The sequence below is a fragment of the Companilactobacillus tucceti DSM 20183 genome, from assembly GCF_001434665.1.
GTDB lineage: Bacteria > Bacillota > Bacilli > Lactobacillales > Lactobacillaceae > Companilactobacillus > Companilactobacillus tucceti.
Genome location: NZ_AZDG01000001.1, coordinates 78996 through 95278 on the forward strand (window position 1 = coordinate 78996; position 16283 = coordinate 95278).

A 16283-nucleotide genomic window follows, 5' to 3' on the forward strand; every position below is an offset into this window, starting at 1 on the left:
TTATTTATATGACAGTTGCAGAAGTTATTGTGGATGTTCCAACAATGCAAACTAATCGTCCTTTTGAATATGATGTCCCAAGCAGCTTGTCAGAGGTTGTTGAGCCAGGGATGCGAGTTGAAGTCCCATTTGGACGTGGCAAGCGTAAAATTCAAGGATTTGTAATGAAGCTAAAGGATACTAGTAGTTTTAAAGGTAAGTTAAAGCCGATTGATCGAGTTATTGATCTTCGGCCTGTTTTGTCGGATGAAATGTTGGATTTATCATCTTGGCTTGCTGATAGAACTTATTCTTTTCAAATATCATGTCTACAAACTATGTTACCAAGTGTTATGAGAGCAAAATATCATCAAATCGTCAAACCTGTTGATGTTGAAGATAAAGAAGTTGAACAGTTATTTCAAGGACAAGATAGTATAGAAGTAACAAGTCAAATGAGTGATGAAACAATAAATTTGATCAATCGGCTTAAGAAAAATAATAAAATTGAAATTGAATATACTGTTGAAAATAAAGCTAATCAACTTAAACGACAGGCGATAACTACAACATTAAATACTATTCAATTAAGAGAAAAACGCAGTGAATTACGTTCCAATGCAAAAGCTCAGTTGAAATTAATAAATTTTATAATAGACAATTTAAATAATATGCCTATTGAACTAAGTGATTTAACTAAAGTAGGAGTCAATCGTGCAGCAATCAAAACTGCTGAGAAGAATAACATTCTATCTATTATAGAGGTTACAAAGAGACGAAAGCCGGTTGGTATAACTCCAGATAAAACAACTAAGATGCATTTATCAAAAGAACAGGCTCAAGCCGTTGAACAAATTAATCAGGCAATTGATAACGCAAAAAACGAGACCTTTTTAATAGAAGGTGTAACTGGAAGTGGGAAAACTGAGGTTTACCTACAAACTATTGACCGCGCTATAAATGAAAATAAAACTGCTTTAATGTTGGTACCTGAAATATCTTTAACTCCACAAATGGTAAATCGTGTAACAGGACGCTTTGGTAATAAGGTCGCTGTTTTACATAGTGGTTTGTCAAGTGGTGAACGGTATGACGAATGGACTAGAATTGAGAATGGTAGTGTTCAAGTTGTTGTAGGTGCTCGTAGTGCTGTATTTGCACCATTAAAGAATATTGGTTTGATAATAATTGATGAAGAACATGAAGCTAGCTATAAGCAAGATGATAATCCAAGATATCATGCTAGAGACGTTGCTTTATGGAGAGCTAAAAGACATAAGTGTCCTGTTGTTTTGGGAAGTGCAACACCTAGCTTAGAGTCACGAGCTAGAGCCCAAAAGGGTGTTTATAAGTTAATCAGAATGAAAGAAAGAATAAATAAGCAACCTTTGCCGCACGTTCAAATCGTTGATATGCGTGATACTGAAAATTCAGCCGCCAAAGGTGACTTGTCACCATTATTGCAGGATAAGCTGTGGCGAGTGTTAAAGAGGAAAGAGCAGGCAATTATTTTACTAAATCGTCGTGGGTATTCTTCGTTCATGATGTGTAGAGAATGTGGTTTTGTTTTGAAGTGTCCTAATTGTGATGTTTCTCTGACTTATCATAAAGATCTGGGTAAAATGAAATGCCATTATTGTGGTCATGAAGAAAATGTACCTCAAATATGTCCTCAATGTCATAGTAAAAAGATTGGCTTTTATGGTACAGGTACTCAAAATATAGAACGTCAGTTAAATGAATTATTTCCAGATGCTAGAGTATTAAGAATGGATGTTGACACGACCCGTAGAAAAGGTGCTCATGCAAAAATTCTAAAACAATTTGGAGATCGAAAAGCTGATATTTTATTGGGAACACAGATGATCGCTAAAGGCTTGGATTTTCCAGATGTTACACTCGTTGGCATAGTAAATGCTGATACTACATTGAGTCTTTCTGATTATCGAGCTAGTGAAAGGACATTCCAATTATTGACCCAAGCTAGCGGGCGAGCAGGTAGAGCTGATAAATCAGGTAATGTTATTATTCAAACTTTTAATCCAGATCATTATGCAATTAAGGATGCAGCCGTTCAAGATTATGAAACTTTTTATAATCAAGAGATGTATTTGCGCCATCAGGCCAATTACACTCCATATTACTTCACTACCTTGATTAGTATTTCTCATAAAGACGAAGGCCAAACTTTGAAACAAGCATACTGGTTAAAAAAACAATTGAGTACAGTTTTATCAAATAATTCAATTTTATTAGGCCCAAGTCCAACGATGATTTCTAGAAAACAAAATAAGTATTATTATCAAATTATTGTAAAATATAAACATGAGCCAAAATTACATCAAAAATTACTTGATATTTTAAATGATACACAAGCTGATACAAAAAAAGGCTTCACTATCGCTATTGATAATGAGCCGCAACATATTGATTAAGGAGAACTATTAAATGACAAGCGTAATATTTTTAGGAACACCTGATTTTTCCGCAACTGTATTAAATGGACTTTTGAAAGCAAACTATGATATTAAAGCAATCGTGACTCAACCAGATAAACCTGTTGGTAGAAAGCAAAAACTTCAAAAAAGTCCGGTAAAACTTATTGCCGAACAAGAAAATATTAAACTTTATCAACCAGCTAAGCTTTCTGGAAGTGAAGAAGTTGAAGAACTAAAGGCTTTAAATGTAGATTTAATTATTACAGCTGCATTTGGTCAATTTTTGCCTACATCATTTTTAAATTCAGCAAAAGTTGCGGCAATTAATGTTCATGGATCATTACTGCCTAAGTATCGTGGTGGAGCGCCTATTCAATGGTCAATTATGAATGGTGACAAAGAAACTGGTATTACCATTATGTATATGGTTAAAGCTATGGATGCTGGAGACATTATTAGTCAAGTTAAAGTTCCAATCACATTGGACGATGATAATGGTTCTGTCTTTGACAAAATGGCAATCGCTGGTCGTGACTTGTTGATAGAAACTATTCCTCATATTTTAGATGATACAATTAAGCCTATTAAACAAGATGAAGATAAGGTTGTATTTTCACCAAATATTTCTAAAGAACAAGAGAAGTTAGATTTTAATCAATCAGCTGAACAAATATTTAACCATATAAGAGCACTAAGTCCCGAACCTGGTGCATGGGAAATGTTCAATGGACAAAGAACTAAGTTTTATAAGAGTGAAGTTGTCGATATTGATACAGATCAATCAGCAGGAACAGTTTATGAAACTGGCAAAAGGAAATTGGTTATTGTTGCTGGTGATAAAAAGGGTCTTTCAATCAAGAAGATTCAACCAGCTGGTAAAAAAGTTATGGATATCGCCAATTATATGAATGGTTTAGGAAATAATTTAAAAAAGGGACAAGTAGTGGTTAATACAAATGAAAAATAATCCTCGTGCGGTATCAGTTGAAGCATTGACACGTATTTTGCAAAATAAGGCATATTCAAATATCGAAATAAATAATCTATTAAAGCGATCGGATCTGTCGAATGCTGATTCAAGATTAATGACTAATATTGTTTATGGTGTTTTGCAAAATATGTATGTACTTGAATATCAATTAGGACCTTATATTAAGGGTAAAAAAATAAAGCCTTGGATCATGAATTTGTTGATGACTGCTATTTATCAAATGCATTATTTAGATAAAATTCCAGATCATGCAGTTTTGAATGAATCTACTGAAATTGCTAAACAAAATGGAAGTATCGGTCTGTCTAAATTAGTTACAGGTGTTTTGAGAAATTACCAACGTAACGGTTTTAGAGAGTTGCCAACTGGTCAAGGTGAAAAAGATCTAAGTATTCGTTACAGTACGCCACTTTGGTTAGTAAAACTATTGATAAAACAGCAAGGAATTAATAAAGCTGTGGAAGTTTTGGAGTCTATAAATCAACCCTCACATGTGTCTATTAGAGTTAATACTAATAAAATAAGCGTTTCTGATTTAAAGGAACGTCTCGAAGATCAAGGATTCGAAATCAAGAATAGTCACATTTCTCCAGTTGGACTGGTCTTAAATAGTGGTAGTTTGTTTGATACAGATGAATTTAATGATGGACTATTTACAATTCAAGATGAAAGCTCAATGCTTGTTGCTCCTGCTTTGGATTTAAAACCAGATGATTTGGTTTTGGATACTTGTGCAGCACCAGGCGGAAAAACAACTCATATTGCTAGTTATTTAAAGAAGGGTCATGTTACTGCTCTGGATATTCATGAGCGTAAAACAAAATTAATTCGTGAAAATGGTCAGAGACTGGGATATAAGGATATAATACAGACGAAAGCTATGGACGCTAGAAATGCGAAAGACCATTTTCCAGCCCAAAGCTTTGATAAGATTCTTGTAGATGCTCCATGTTCTGGACTCGGCTTGATAAGAAGAAAGCCAGAGTTGCGCTATTTTAGAGAATTTGAGGATCTAATGAACTTGCAAAAGATTCAACTAGATATCCTAGATAGTATTAGTGATTTGTTAAAAGTAGATGGTAGATTAGTTTTTAGTACCTGTACTTTTGATGATGAAGAAAATGAAGCGGTTGTTGCTGAATTTTTAAAAAATCACGAAAACTATGAATTGACACCAATAAAAAATGATCTTTCAAATGAAGATACTATAAAATTATTCCCAAGTGACTATTTCACCGATGGATTCTTTATAGCAGCTTTTAGGCGAAAAAAATAATGAGGTAAAGTTGGATATGGATTACGCGTTATTGACCGACGTCGGTAAATTAAGAAAAAATAATCAAGATTATGTAAATGTATTTAAAAATAAAAAAGGTGTTATTTTCGGTATCGTCGCTGATGGTATGGGAGGACACCGTGGTGGGGATGTTGCCTCTGATATGGCAGTTTCTCACTTGGGACACACCTTTGAACAATCAAATATTGATGAATTAGACGATCTGCGCGAATGGATCATTAAAGAAATCAGTAAAGAAAACGATCGAATTGTTTCTGTTTCAAATCAATTTGATGATCTAAATGGTATGGGAACAACTATGGTCGGTGTTTTCTTCTCTGGTAAAACAATGATGGTGGTAAATGTTGGCGACTCACGTTGTTATATTTATCATAAGAAGAAATTAGAACAACTTAGTGTGGATCATTCATTAGTACATGAATTGTTGGAAACTGGACAAATTAGTCCAGAGGAAGCTGAAAATCATCCGCAAAAAAATATAATTACTCAAACATTGGGTGTTTCTCAAACAGTGCAACCCCGTATTAAAAATTTTGACCTTGTTGATGATGCTATTATTCTTTTATGTACTGACGGTCTCACTAATATGGTTTCAGAAGATGAAATGAAGAAAGTTTTAGGTGAGAAGATTAGTTTAGATGCTAAATGCCATATCTTAATTGATAAAGCTAATCAAGCCGGTGGAAGAGATAATATCACCGCATTACTTTTTGCCTCAGGAAATGGAGGTATTAAGTAAATGGACAAAGGTTACCTTGTTGGTGGCCGTTATGAGATCTTAGGTACGCTTGGCGAAGGCGGAATGGCTAATGTGTATTTAGCAAAAGATATAAGACTCAACAGAAAAGTTGCTGTTAAGGCTTTAAGATATGATCTTCAAGATGACGAATCAGTTAAAAGAAGATTCGGACGTGAAGCTAAAGCTACCAGTGGTCTTTCAAGCCCTAATATTGTTAATGTTTTAGACGTTGGCAATGATAATGGGATTCAATTTATCGTAATTGAATATGTTGACGGCCCTAATTTAAAAAGATATTTAAAAACTCACTTTCCAATTCCATATCATGAAGTCGTTGATATAATGGAACAAATTTGTTCAGCAGTTACAACTGCGCATGAACATGGAATTATTCATCGTGATTTAAAACCGGAAAACATTTTAGTTGATGATTCTAAGGATCCAATACAAGTAAAGGTTTCAGATTTTGGAATCGCACTTGCACTAAGTGACCAATCGATCACAAGAACTAATTCACTTTTGGGATCAGTACACTATATGTCTCCAGAACAGATTCGTGGTAAATCTGCGACAGTTTTATCTGATATTTATGCTCTTGGAATTATTTTGTTTGAATTATTAACGAAACATGTTCCATTTACTGGAGATACAGCTGTATCTGTTGCTCTTAAGCATTCTAAAGAAGATATTCCTGATTTACATGCAATTGATCACAATATTCCTCAGCCTCTTGAAAACGTTGTTTTGAGAGCCACAGCAAAAGATCCTGAAGAACGTTATCAAACAGTTAGAGAAATGTGTGAAGATATTGATACTTGTCTTTTGCCAGAGCGTGCTAGTGAACCTAAATTTGTACCGATATCTCATAATGACCTTGAAGAAACAAAAGTTATGCAGCCTCTTCGTGAAGATGATCAAGATAAGTCTGCTAATAAAAAGAAAAGTAAACGTAATAAGATAATTTGGATGTCATTGATTCCTTTGTTGCTACTATTATTTTTGATATTTGCAATTGTAAGAGGTAGTGCAGAGACGTCTGTTCCTGATTTGAGTAACTTAACTATTAAACAGGCTACAGTAATGTTAAAGGGATCTAATCTTCAAGTTGGATCCATTTCAAAAGAAAACGATGACGATGTGATTGCTGGACATGTTATTAAGTCAATTCCGGCAAAAGGGCTCAAACTGAAGAATAATGCTAAAGTTAATTTGGTTGTCAGTTTGGGTGCAAGATATTACAAGATGCCAAAAGTAACCGGTAAACAGTATGATGAAGTGTCTGACGGCTTGAAGAAGCGAGGATTTACTATTCATCTGAAATATAAAGAAACAAATGAATATTCTGCTGGTGTGGTTATGAAGCAGAGTATAAAAGCTGGTAGTAAAGTAGTTGCAAAAAAGAAACGTCTAGTTTTGACTATTGCTAAAACACCTACTGTTAAAAAGAAGACATACAAAGTACGTGATTTAACGGGATACAATTTAAAGAGCATTCAAGATTATGCAGATGAGATCGATGCTGTACTTGATGTTACTTATCAATATTCAGATACAGTCACATCAGGTATGTTGATATCTCAAAATCCTTCAGCAGGAAGCAGTATTAGTCAAGGTGCAACTTTAACAGTCGTTATGTCCAAAGGAAAAGAAGAAAGTGATAGTAATTCTTCGGATTCAGATAAGGACAATGATAATAACAATGATTCTGGAACAAAGACTGTTACAAAAGAAGTAAGCATACCATATGATGATGGTGGCGGAACTTCTAATTCAGTTACAATTTATATTGGTGATGCTAACCATAATATTAGCAATCCTTATAAGACAATGACGATAACACAGACAACACCAGTAACATTAAGTTTTAATTTAAAGAGTGGTCAAACAGGTACATACAATATCGTTAGAGACAATCAAACGGTCGTGACCGGCTCAGTAAGCGGGTAGTGAATGAAAAGAGAAGGAAGAATTATTAAATCGATCAGCGGATTTTATGATGTTTTAGACCATGAAAGCCATGAATTGATAAGAACTAGAGCACGAGGCAATTTTAGAAAGAGAAAAATCAAACCAATTGTTGGAGATATGGTTACATATGAGGCCAGCGGCGATCTTGGTTATATTCTGGAAATTGAAGATCGTGAAAATAGTTTAGTTCGTCCTCCAATAGCAAATATTGATCAGGCAATTGTAGTTACTTCATCAGTTGAACCTAACTTTTCAAGTAATTTACTGGATAAGATTTTGGTTAATATTGAGCATAATGATATTGAACCTTTAATTTATCTAACTAAAACTGATTTGTTAGATGACGAACACTATAACGAACTTAAGATGACTTTGAATGGTTATCGTGAAGCTTCATATACCGTGTTTGATGGTCGAGACAGCTATAGTAGAGAACAAGTTAATGATTTAATGAAACATTTTTCAGATAAAGTTACTGTATTTACTGGTCAGTCAGGAGCTGGAAAGTCAACGTTATTGAATCATATTGATCCAGAACTAGGATTGGCAACTGCAGAGATATCTCAAACCTTGAATCGTGGGAAACATACGACGCGACAAGTATCACTTTTTGATATAGAAGGTGGGTTAGTTGCAGATACCCCAGGTTTTTCCTCTTTAGAATTAATTGAAATCGATAAAGATGAATTACCAAATCTTTTCCCTGAGTTTGTTAAATATAGTAATGAATGTCAATTTCGTGGTTGTCACCATGTCAACGAGCCTAACTGTAAAGTTAAGGAAATGGTTGAGAATGGTACAATAATGAAGAGTCGTTATGACAATTATTTATATTTTTTAAATGAAATAAATTCCTATAAGAAAAAATATTAAGGAGTGTTTTGAATGACAAATAAGATAGCTCCATCAATTCTTTCTGCAGATATCATGAATCTGGAGAGGGATGTGAAGATGGCTGAAAATGCTGGTGCCGACCTATTTCATATTGACATCATGGACGGACATTTTGTACCAAATATGTCTTTTAGTCCAAGTGTTGTTGAGGGTATGAATAGAGTTACTGACAAACCTCTAGATGTTCATTTGATGATCGATAATCCTGAAGAATATATTAAACCAGTAGTAGAAGCTGGTACCGATACGGTCTTGGTTCATGCGGAAAGTACACATCACACATATAGATCAATTCAAATGATCAAACAATTAGGTGCAAAAGCTGGAATTGTAGTTAATCCTGGTACAGCACTTGAAAATGTCAAAGAATTATTTCCAATTATTGACCAAATTTTAGTTATGACAGTTAACCCTGGTTTTGGTGGACAAGAGTTCTTACCAGGTATGACCAAGAAAATTCAAAGATTGGATCAATTAAGACAAACATCAGCTACTAATGATTTCCAAATTGAAGTTGATGGTGGAATTAATGATGAAACAATTACAAAATGTGCGGATGCCGGAGCAGATATTTTCGTTGCTGGTTCATATCTCTTTGGTAGTGATGATTTTGAGGGCAGAATCAATAAACTAAAGGACTTAGTAGAAGACTAATGAAACGAGTTAATATTTTATTAGGTGGTCCAAAAAGCGAATATCCTGAGGAAATGAATAGTATCAAAGCCATCCCTGGGCCTTGGGTTGGTGCAGATAGAGGAAATCTTTATTTGGTTCAAAATGGCGTGATCCCAGAGGTTGCTATTGGAGATTTTGATTCGATAAACAAAAAAGAACAAAAGTTTTTGAAAGATAATATTTCTAACTTTTACAAGTTTCCTCCAGAAAAGAATGATACCGATTCTGAACTTTGCTTATTAGCAGCAAGAGAAAAATTTAACGCTCAAGAATACATCATTTATGGTGGTACAGGTGGTCGTATTGATCATTTCTTGGTTAACTTATTCTTACCATTTGATAAAAGATTCTTTGATTTTTACGATAAACTTTATTTCAAATCAGCTAATAATACTATTAGATTTTTTAAACCTGGTAGTTATACGGTTTATCATGAGCACGGCATGAAATACATTGGATTTATTAATTTAGGTCCAGTTACCAGATTGAATTTGGTTAATGCAAAATATAAATTAAAAGATTACAGTGCAGATCATCCAGTAAGTTGGGCAAGTAATGAATTTATTGGTGATTCAATTGATTTCAATTTTGGTAGCGGAGTGATTGCAGTCATTCAAAGTGCCGATAAAAAATAGATAAAATAAAAAGGACTAACGAAATTAATCGTTAGTCCTTTTTAGCATTTTAAAATTATACGCGGGTAACTTTTCCTGATTTCAAAGCTCTAGCAGAAACCCAAACACGTTTAGGTTTACCATCAACCATGATGCGAACTTTTTGCAAGTTTGGCTTCCAAGAACGTTTTGATTGATTAAGAGCGTGAGAACGTTTGTTACCAAACACTGTCTTACGGCCTGTAATAATATCTTTTGCCATGGGACCGACCTCCTTTGGCTACATGTTTTCTTTTAAAATATCACCTGACTAATTTACCATAACATTGCATTGAAAGCAATAGAGTAATAATATTGGTCTTAAATCTTTAATTCAAAAAGTTGCTATGATAAAATTTTTATGGTTATGATAGGATAGATAAGGTCCAAAGATAGGAGGATCCAGAATGGCAGTTACAATTAAGACAAAACATGGCGAGATCGTCGTGTCTACCAATACTGTTTCTACAATTGTTGGTGGAGCTGCATCAGACATATACGGTATTGTAGGTATGGCTAGCAAGAATCAATTGCGAGATGGAGTTAATACAATTTTAAACCGTGAGGATTTTTCTCGTGGTGTAGTTGTTGATCAAAAAGACGGTAAACTTGCCGTTGATGTATATATCATAGTAGGATATGGGATTAAAATATCTGAAGTTGCTAAAAATTTAAAAGCGAAAGTTAAATATAACCTAGAGACAATGCTCGGAACACCAGCCGGCACTGTTAATGTGTATGTTCAAGGAATTAAAGTTTTGGACGACATTAAATAGGTATTAAGCTGGTTGGAGGGAATTTTTTTGAGCAAAGAACTTATTACCAAAAATGAATTTTCTGATATGGTGCGTGTCGCATCACATCGTCTAGAAAAAAATGCTAAATTTGTTAATTCACTGAATGTTTTTCCAGTTCCAGATGGGGACACAGGAACAAACATGAGTCTTACTATTCAAAGTGGATTTAAGGCAGTAAATGAATCTGAGAGTACTCACGTAGGAACATTAGGTAAGGCTTTAGCAAAAGGTCTTTTAATGGGTGCTAGAGGTAATTCAGGTGTTATAACATCTCAATTATTTAGAGGCTTTTCTAAGAGCATCGAGAAAAAGGAATCTTTAAATGCTAATGATTTAGCAACAGCCTTTGATGATGGTGTAAAAACAGCATATAAAGCTGTTATGAAACCTGTAGAGGGAACTATTCTTACAGTTGCAAGATTTGGTGCTGAAGCCGGAATGAAGAAGGCTAAAGAAACTAAAGACACATCAGAAGTTATGTCTGCGGTTGTAAAGGGCGCAAAGATCGGATTAGAAAAGACACCATCATTATTGCCAGTTTTAAAAGAAGTTGGCGTTGTTGATTCAGGTGGTCAAGGATTAGTATTTATCTATGAAGGTTTTCTTGAAGGTTTATCAGGGGAAGCTGCTAGTGATGAAGCATATACTCCTGATGAAGCTGAAATGGATGAAATGATCAATGCTACTCATCATCAAGAATCAGTCCAAAGTCAATTTAATACAGATTCTATTGAAAATGGTTATTGTACTGAAATGATGGTTGAACTAGGTCAAGATCCCACATCAAATGAAAAATTCGATTATGAGAAGTTTCGTCAATACTTAAGTGAAATTGGTGATTCTCTATTAGTCGTTTCTGATGATGAAGTGGTCAAGGTCCACGTTCATACTAACTACCCATATAAAGTTTGGGAAGCTGGTAGAAAGTTTGGTGCTTTAACTAAAATCAAAATAGATAACATGCGTATTCAACATGAGACTATTATTGATGATGACGAAATTGCCACTCCGGTAAGCAATCAACCGATTGATTATGCAGTTATTGCTGTGTCATCAGGTGATGGATTGTCTACCTTATTTGAGAGCCTTGGTGTTACTCATGTTATTAGTGGTGGACAGACAATGAATCCGTCAACTAATGATATTGTTGATGCTATAAATGCTTCAAATGCCAAACGTGCGATAATCTTACCTAATAACGGTAATATAATTATGGCCGCTAAGCAGGCAGCAGAATTGGTTAAAATTCCAGTGGCAATCGTAGCATCTAAGACAATTTCTCAAGGTATGACAGCAATGTTGTCATTTAACCCTGAAGCAAAACTAGATGAAAATAAAGAAAATATGGAAGATTCACTTGATACCGTTAAGAGTGGACAAATTACTAAGGCAATTCGTGATACTGAGATCGATGGCCTTAAAATCACTAAGGGTCATTACATGGGAATCGTTGATGGTAAGATCTTAGTGGATTCTGAAGACATTATTTCAGGCGCAGAAAAAACCTTAGATAAAATGATTGATGAAGATAGTGAAGTTATAACTATTTTGATTGGTCAAGATGGTAATGAATCAGATGCTCAAAAACTTGTTGACTATCTTGATGATAAATATGCAGATTTAGAGACAGAAATTCATCAAGGTGATCAACCAGTTTATCCATACTTAATCGCTGTAGAATAACTAATACAAAGTTTGGGACTTTTTTGTTCCAAACTTGTTTTATTTAGGAGGGAAAATGGATTTAAGGAAAGTTTCAGTATCGACTTTGCCAGGAGTTGGGGCAAAACGACTAGAAGCAATCGAGTCGTTGGGTATTAAAAATATTTATGACTTATTATTTTATTTTCCCTTTCGATATGAAGATATGGAAGTAAAGTCACTTAATGACGCTGTTGATCAAGAAAAGATTTTATTGAAGGGTATAGTTGCCAGTGATCCTGTTGTAGCTAGATTCGGATATAAAAAGAATCGCTTAAATGTCAGAATAATGGTCGAAAATGAATCGATCATGGTGACTTTTTTTAATCAGCCTTGGTTAAAGGATAAATTTATAACTGGTAATGAAGTGGCTGTTTATGGTAAATGGAATGAAAATAGACGTGCAATTACGGGTATGAAAGTCATTGGTGATGGTCACGCTGAAGATTCAATCGATTCGGTTTATTCAGTAAATAAGAATATTCATCAAAAAACATTGATCAATTTGATCAAAATAGCATTTGAAAAATATTCTGACCAAATCAATACGGTAATACCTGATAATTTAATTGAAAAATATCATCTAATGAATGACCATGATATGGTTGAAGGAATGCATTTTCCAAAATCAGATGAACAAAATGAAGAAGCTAGACGAAGTGCCAAATTTAGAGAGTTCTTTTTATTTGAATGTGGTATTCAAAATATGAAATATCGTGATAAAGAGCAAAATGTTGGTTTACTTGAAAAGTATGACGAAAAATACATAAAACAATTCATTGATTCTTTACCTTTTGAATTAACTAGTGCTCAAGCAAAAGTTACTAATGAAATTCTAGAAGATATGAACTCCAATCATCATATGAATCGACTTCTTCAAGGGGATGTTGGATCTGGAAAAACAATCGTCGCCGTTATTGCGATGTTAGCTTCAGTTACAGCCGGATATCAAGCTGCTATTATGGCACCAACTGAAATTCTTGCTCAGCAACATTTTGAAAAAATCGGTAAGTTATTATCACCATTGAAAATTAGAACAAGTATTTTAACTGGTTCACAAACTAAAAAAGAGCATGACGCAATAGCTGAAAATGTACGTGAAGGTAAAACTAATATAATTGTTGGTACCCATGCTTTGATCCAAGATAGTGTCCAATTTAAAGATTTAGGGTTGATCGTCATTGATGAGCAACACAGATTTGGTGTTAATCAACGTAAAAATTTACGTGAAAAAGGAACTAATCCCGATGTTTTAGCAATGACTGCAACGCCAATTCCTAGAACACTTGCAATCACTACTTACGGAGATATGGATGTTTCAAGAATTGATGAATTACCAGCTGGTAGGAAAAAAATCGAGACTTATTGGATAAGAAGTACCAAAATTGAGCAGATGTATCGTTTTGTTACTAAAGAATTAGCAGATAAAGCTCAAGTTTATGTGGTAACACCGTTAATTTCGGAGTCTGAAAAAATAGATTTGAAAAATGCTGAGCTTATTTTTGATAAATTTAATGAATTATTTGCTCCAAAGTATAAGATAGGTCTTTTGCATGGTCAGATGTCAAATGATGAAAAAGAAGATGTCATGAATCAATTTAGTCATCAAAAAATTGACGTACTAGTTTCGACGACTGTAATTGAAGTAGGAGTGGATGTTCCTAATGCTTCTGTAATGGTCATATATGATGCAAACCGCTTTGGACTTTCTCAACTGCATCAATTAAGAGGTCGAGTTGGTCGAGGTGAGAAGCAGTCGTATTGTATCTTGATAGCTGATCCTAAAAACGAAACAGCTTTAGAAAGAATGAAGATTTTGACATCTACAAATGATGGCTTTGTTTTGGCTGAGGAAGATTTAAAGATGCGTGGAGCGGGGGATGTTTTAGGTAATCGCCAGTCGGGGTTACCAGAATTCAAAGTCGGTGACCCGGTAGCTGATATTAATATCTTAGAAGTGGCACAAATTGAAGCTGAAGAGATTTTTAAGAATGAAGCTATAGCTAAACCGGAAAATAAAGTGTTAAAATCTTTCTTGAGTGATGAATTTGAACAGTTAAATAATTTTGATTAGTGAGGAAATATGATGAAAATTGCTGTAGATGCAATGGGTGGAGATAATGCACCCCAGGTTATTGTCGAAGGAATTGAAAAAGCACGTGATGAGTGGACAGATTTAGAATTTGTTCTCTATGGTGATGAAACAAAAATAAAAGAGTATTTAAAAGACGATAAAAGAATTAAAATTGTTAATACTGATGAAGAAATTCTAGGTACAGATGAACCAGTAAAGGCCATTCGTTCAAAGAAAAATTCTTCAATGGTTTTAGCTGCTAAATCTGTTAAAAATAAAGAAGCAGATGCAATGTTGTCTTTGGGTAATACTGGTGCGTTATTAGCCGCTGGTATTTTCATTGTCGGACGTATAAAACAGGTTTCTCGTCCAGCTTTGATGCCAACGCTGCCAGTTACTAACTCCTCTCTAGGAGTTAATGTCTTAGACGTCGGTGCGAATGCTGAAGCTAAGGCCACTTATTTGCAACAATGGGCCATTATGGGTTCAATTTATGCTCATGACATTAAACAAATTGAAGAACCAAGAGTTGCTTTATTAAATAATGGTACTGAATCAGACAAGGGTGATCCACTTCATAAAGAAGCTTATGACTTGCTTAAAAATACTGAAGGAATCAATTTTATTGGAAATGTTGAATCAAATGATATATTAGCAGGAGTAGCAGATGTTATTGTTACAGATGGGTTTACTGGAAATGCTGCTTTAAAGGCTACTGAAGGGACTGCCACTATTCTTTTGAGTCAGTTGAAGAATGCATTACTTAACAATGGATTCTTTACTAAAATGGGCGCCGCTATTGTTGCACCTTCATTGAAATCATTAAAGGATATGTTTGATACTTCTAAAGCAGGTGGAGCTGTTCTGTTAGGATTGAAATCACCTGTTGTAAAAGCCCATGGTGCGGCTGATGCTAAGACTGTTTTCTATACAGTAAAACAAATTTATGGTATGTTGCTTAACGACACAATTAATAAATCAAATAAGTACTTTGAACAAATGGAAGAAAAAAAATAATTTAAACCAACTTGGTGAAAACAGGAGAGTTATTTAAATGTCAGAACAAGATATTTTTGAAAAAATTAAAGCTATGATTGTCGATAAATTTGAGGTTGATTCAGATACAGTAAAAAATGAGACATCTTTTGTAGATGATTTAGATGCCGACTCAATTGACTTAGTTGAATTTGTACTAGAACTTGAAGAAGAATTTGGCCAAGAGATTCCTGATGAAGATGCAGAAAAAATTACAACAGTAGGACAAGCTGTTAGTTATATTAAAGATCATCAAAAATAAGGCCAATAGGTCTTATTTTTTTGGTTTAATAAATATTTAAGCCAAAAAATTTAGTATAATTAATATTATCGGAAAGGGGCATATCATGTTAGATCCGAAATTTTTGAGTTACTTAAGTGAAAACTATGGAATAACTTTCAATGATAAAAAATTGGTGGAACGTGCGATGACACATTCCTCATTTGACAATGAACATAAAGAATTAGGTATTGGTGATTATGAACGTTTGGAATTTTTAGGAGATGCTGTTTTGGAAATAAATATTTCAAAGTACCTTTTTGAAAAATTTCCACAATTACCTGAAGGAAAGCTGACAAGATTACGTTCAGATATTGTAAGAACAGATAGTTTTGCCAGATTTGCTAAAGAAATTCAAATAGATAAATATTTATTAATTGGTAAAGGTGAAGAAAAACAAGGAGCACGTCAAAGACATACTCTGCTTGAGGATATTTTTGAAGCATTCAATGGGGCACTTTACTTGGATCAAGGAAACGAAACAGTAGACAAGTTCTTACAACGCGTTGTCTATCCTCATATTGATTCAGGGGAATTTTCAGAAGATACTGATTTCAAGACTCATATTCAAGAAAGACTTCAACAATCAGGTGAAGTTGAAATTGATTATGAGGTTATTGACGAAGAAGGACCCGATCATGATAAAAAATTTGAAGTTGAACTATTAGTAAATGGAAAGTTCTTATCTAAAGGCTTTGGTTACAGCAAGAAACATGCAGAACAAATGGCCGCTAAGAAAGCGTTAGAAGAATTATAGGAGTT

Annotated in this window: 15 protein-coding genes; 14 read left to right on the forward strand and 1 reads right to left on the reverse strand. The window is 34.2% G+C overall.

Going from position 1 to position 16283, the window contains the following annotated elements:
- The first annotated feature begins 8 nt into the window (after positions 1 to 8).
- The 8 genes from priA to FC72_RS00465 are packed head-to-tail and all read left to right on the forward strand — an operon-like array spanning position 9 to position 9616.
- The gene (priA, locus tag FC72_RS00430; protein WP_057763645.1) at positions 9 to 2414 is read left to right on the forward strand and encodes a primosomal protein N'; all 2406 of its coding nucleotides are present in this window, start codon (positions 9 to 11) and stop codon (positions 2412 to 2414) included.
- A 13-nt stretch (positions 2415 to 2427) separates the two neighbouring features.
- Positions 2428 to 3384, forward strand: coding sequence for a methionyl-tRNA formyltransferase (gene fmt / locus FC72_RS00435; protein ID WP_057763647.1), 957 nt, complete (start codon positions 2428 to 2430; stop codon positions 3382 to 3384).
- On the forward strand, positions 3374 to 4684 hold the full coding sequence (gene rsmB / locus FC72_RS00440; protein WP_057763649.1) for a 16S rRNA (cytosine(967)-C(5))-methyltransferase RsmB: 1311 nt from the start codon (positions 3374 to 3376) through the stop codon (positions 4682 to 4684). The genes fmt and rsmB overlap by 11 nt, the downstream gene beginning before the upstream one ends.
- Before the next feature lie 16 nt (positions 4685 to 4700).
- Entirely contained in the window at positions 4701 to 5444 is a 744-nt protein-coding gene (locus tag FC72_RS00445; RefSeq protein WP_057763925.1) for a Stp1/IreP family PP2C-type Ser/Thr phosphatase, read from the forward strand.
- A complete protein-coding gene (gene pknB, locus FC72_RS00450) occupies positions 5445 to 7391 on the forward strand; it encodes a Stk1 family PASTA domain-containing Ser/Thr kinase (RefSeq protein WP_057763651.1) in 1947 nt (648 codons plus the stop codon). It begins immediately after the preceding gene.
- A 3-nt stretch (positions 7392 to 7394) separates the two neighbouring features.
- Positions 7395 to 8285, forward strand: a complete 891-nt coding sequence (gene rsgA, locus FC72_RS00455; protein WP_057763652.1) for a ribosome small subunit-dependent GTPase A — start codon at positions 7395 to 7397, stop codon at positions 8283 to 8285.
- A 12-nt stretch (positions 8286 to 8297) separates the two neighbouring features.
- The gene (gene rpe, locus FC72_RS00460) at positions 8298 to 8960 is read left to right on the forward strand and encodes a ribulose-phosphate 3-epimerase (protein ID WP_057763654.1); all 663 of its coding nucleotides are present in this window, start codon (positions 8298 to 8300) and stop codon (positions 8958 to 8960) included.
- On the forward strand, positions 8960 to 9616 hold the full coding sequence (locus FC72_RS00465; protein ID WP_057763656.1) for a thiamine diphosphokinase: 657 nt from the start codon (positions 8960 to 8962) through the stop codon (positions 9614 to 9616). Before rpe ends, FC72_RS00465 begins: the two co-directional genes overlap by 1 nt.
- Before the next feature lie 55 nt (positions 9617 to 9671).
- Here FC72_RS00465 and rpmB read toward each other — a convergent pair whose 3' ends face one another.
- Positions 9672 to 9857, reverse strand: a complete 186-nt coding sequence (rpmB, locus tag FC72_RS00470; RefSeq protein ID WP_010019437.1) for a 50S ribosomal protein L28 — start codon at positions 9855 to 9857, stop codon at positions 9672 to 9674.
- Between the two features lie 184 nt (positions 9858 to 10041).
- On the opposite strand from rpmB, the gene FC72_RS00475 reads away from it, so the two are divergent.
- From FC72_RS00475 to rnc, 6 genes are all read left to right on the forward strand, one after another.
- Positions 10042 to 10410, forward strand: coding sequence for an Asp23/Gls24 family envelope stress response protein (locus FC72_RS00475; protein WP_057763658.1), 369 nt, complete (start codon positions 10042 to 10044; stop codon positions 10408 to 10410).
- A 66-nt stretch (positions 10411 to 10476) separates the two neighbouring features.
- The gene (locus tag FC72_RS00480; RefSeq protein ID WP_057763926.1) at positions 10477 to 12114 is read left to right on the forward strand and encodes a DAK2 domain-containing protein; all 1638 of its coding nucleotides are present in this window, start codon (positions 10477 to 10479) and stop codon (positions 12112 to 12114) included.
- A gap of 55 nt (positions 12115 to 12169) precedes the next feature.
- Positions 12170 to 14206: an ATP-dependent DNA helicase RecG gene (recG, locus tag FC72_RS00485; RefSeq protein WP_057763661.1), complete on the forward strand. Its 2037-nt coding sequence runs from the start codon at positions 12170 to 12172 to the stop codon at positions 14204 to 14206.
- A 12-nt stretch (positions 14207 to 14218) separates the two neighbouring features.
- Complete coding sequence (gene plsX, locus FC72_RS00490; RefSeq protein ID WP_201781780.1) at positions 14219 to 15223, forward strand: phosphate acyltransferase PlsX; 1005 nt, start codon at positions 14219 to 14221, stop codon at positions 15221 to 15223.
- Between the two features lie 37 nt (positions 15224 to 15260).
- Positions 15261 to 15503 (forward strand): acyl carrier protein, encoded by a 243-nt coding sequence (gene acpP / locus FC72_RS00495; RefSeq protein ID WP_057763665.1) that lies wholly within the window; start codon positions 15261 to 15263, stop codon positions 15501 to 15503.
- A gap of 85 nt (positions 15504 to 15588) precedes the next feature.
- Positions 15589 to 16278 carry a ribonuclease III gene (rnc, locus tag FC72_RS00500; protein ID WP_057763667.1) on the forward strand — a complete coding sequence of 230 codons (690 nt, stop codon included), beginning with the start codon at positions 15589 to 15591 and terminating at the stop codon, positions 16276 to 16278.
- The last annotated feature ends 5 nt before the right edge of the window (positions 16279 to 16283 follow it).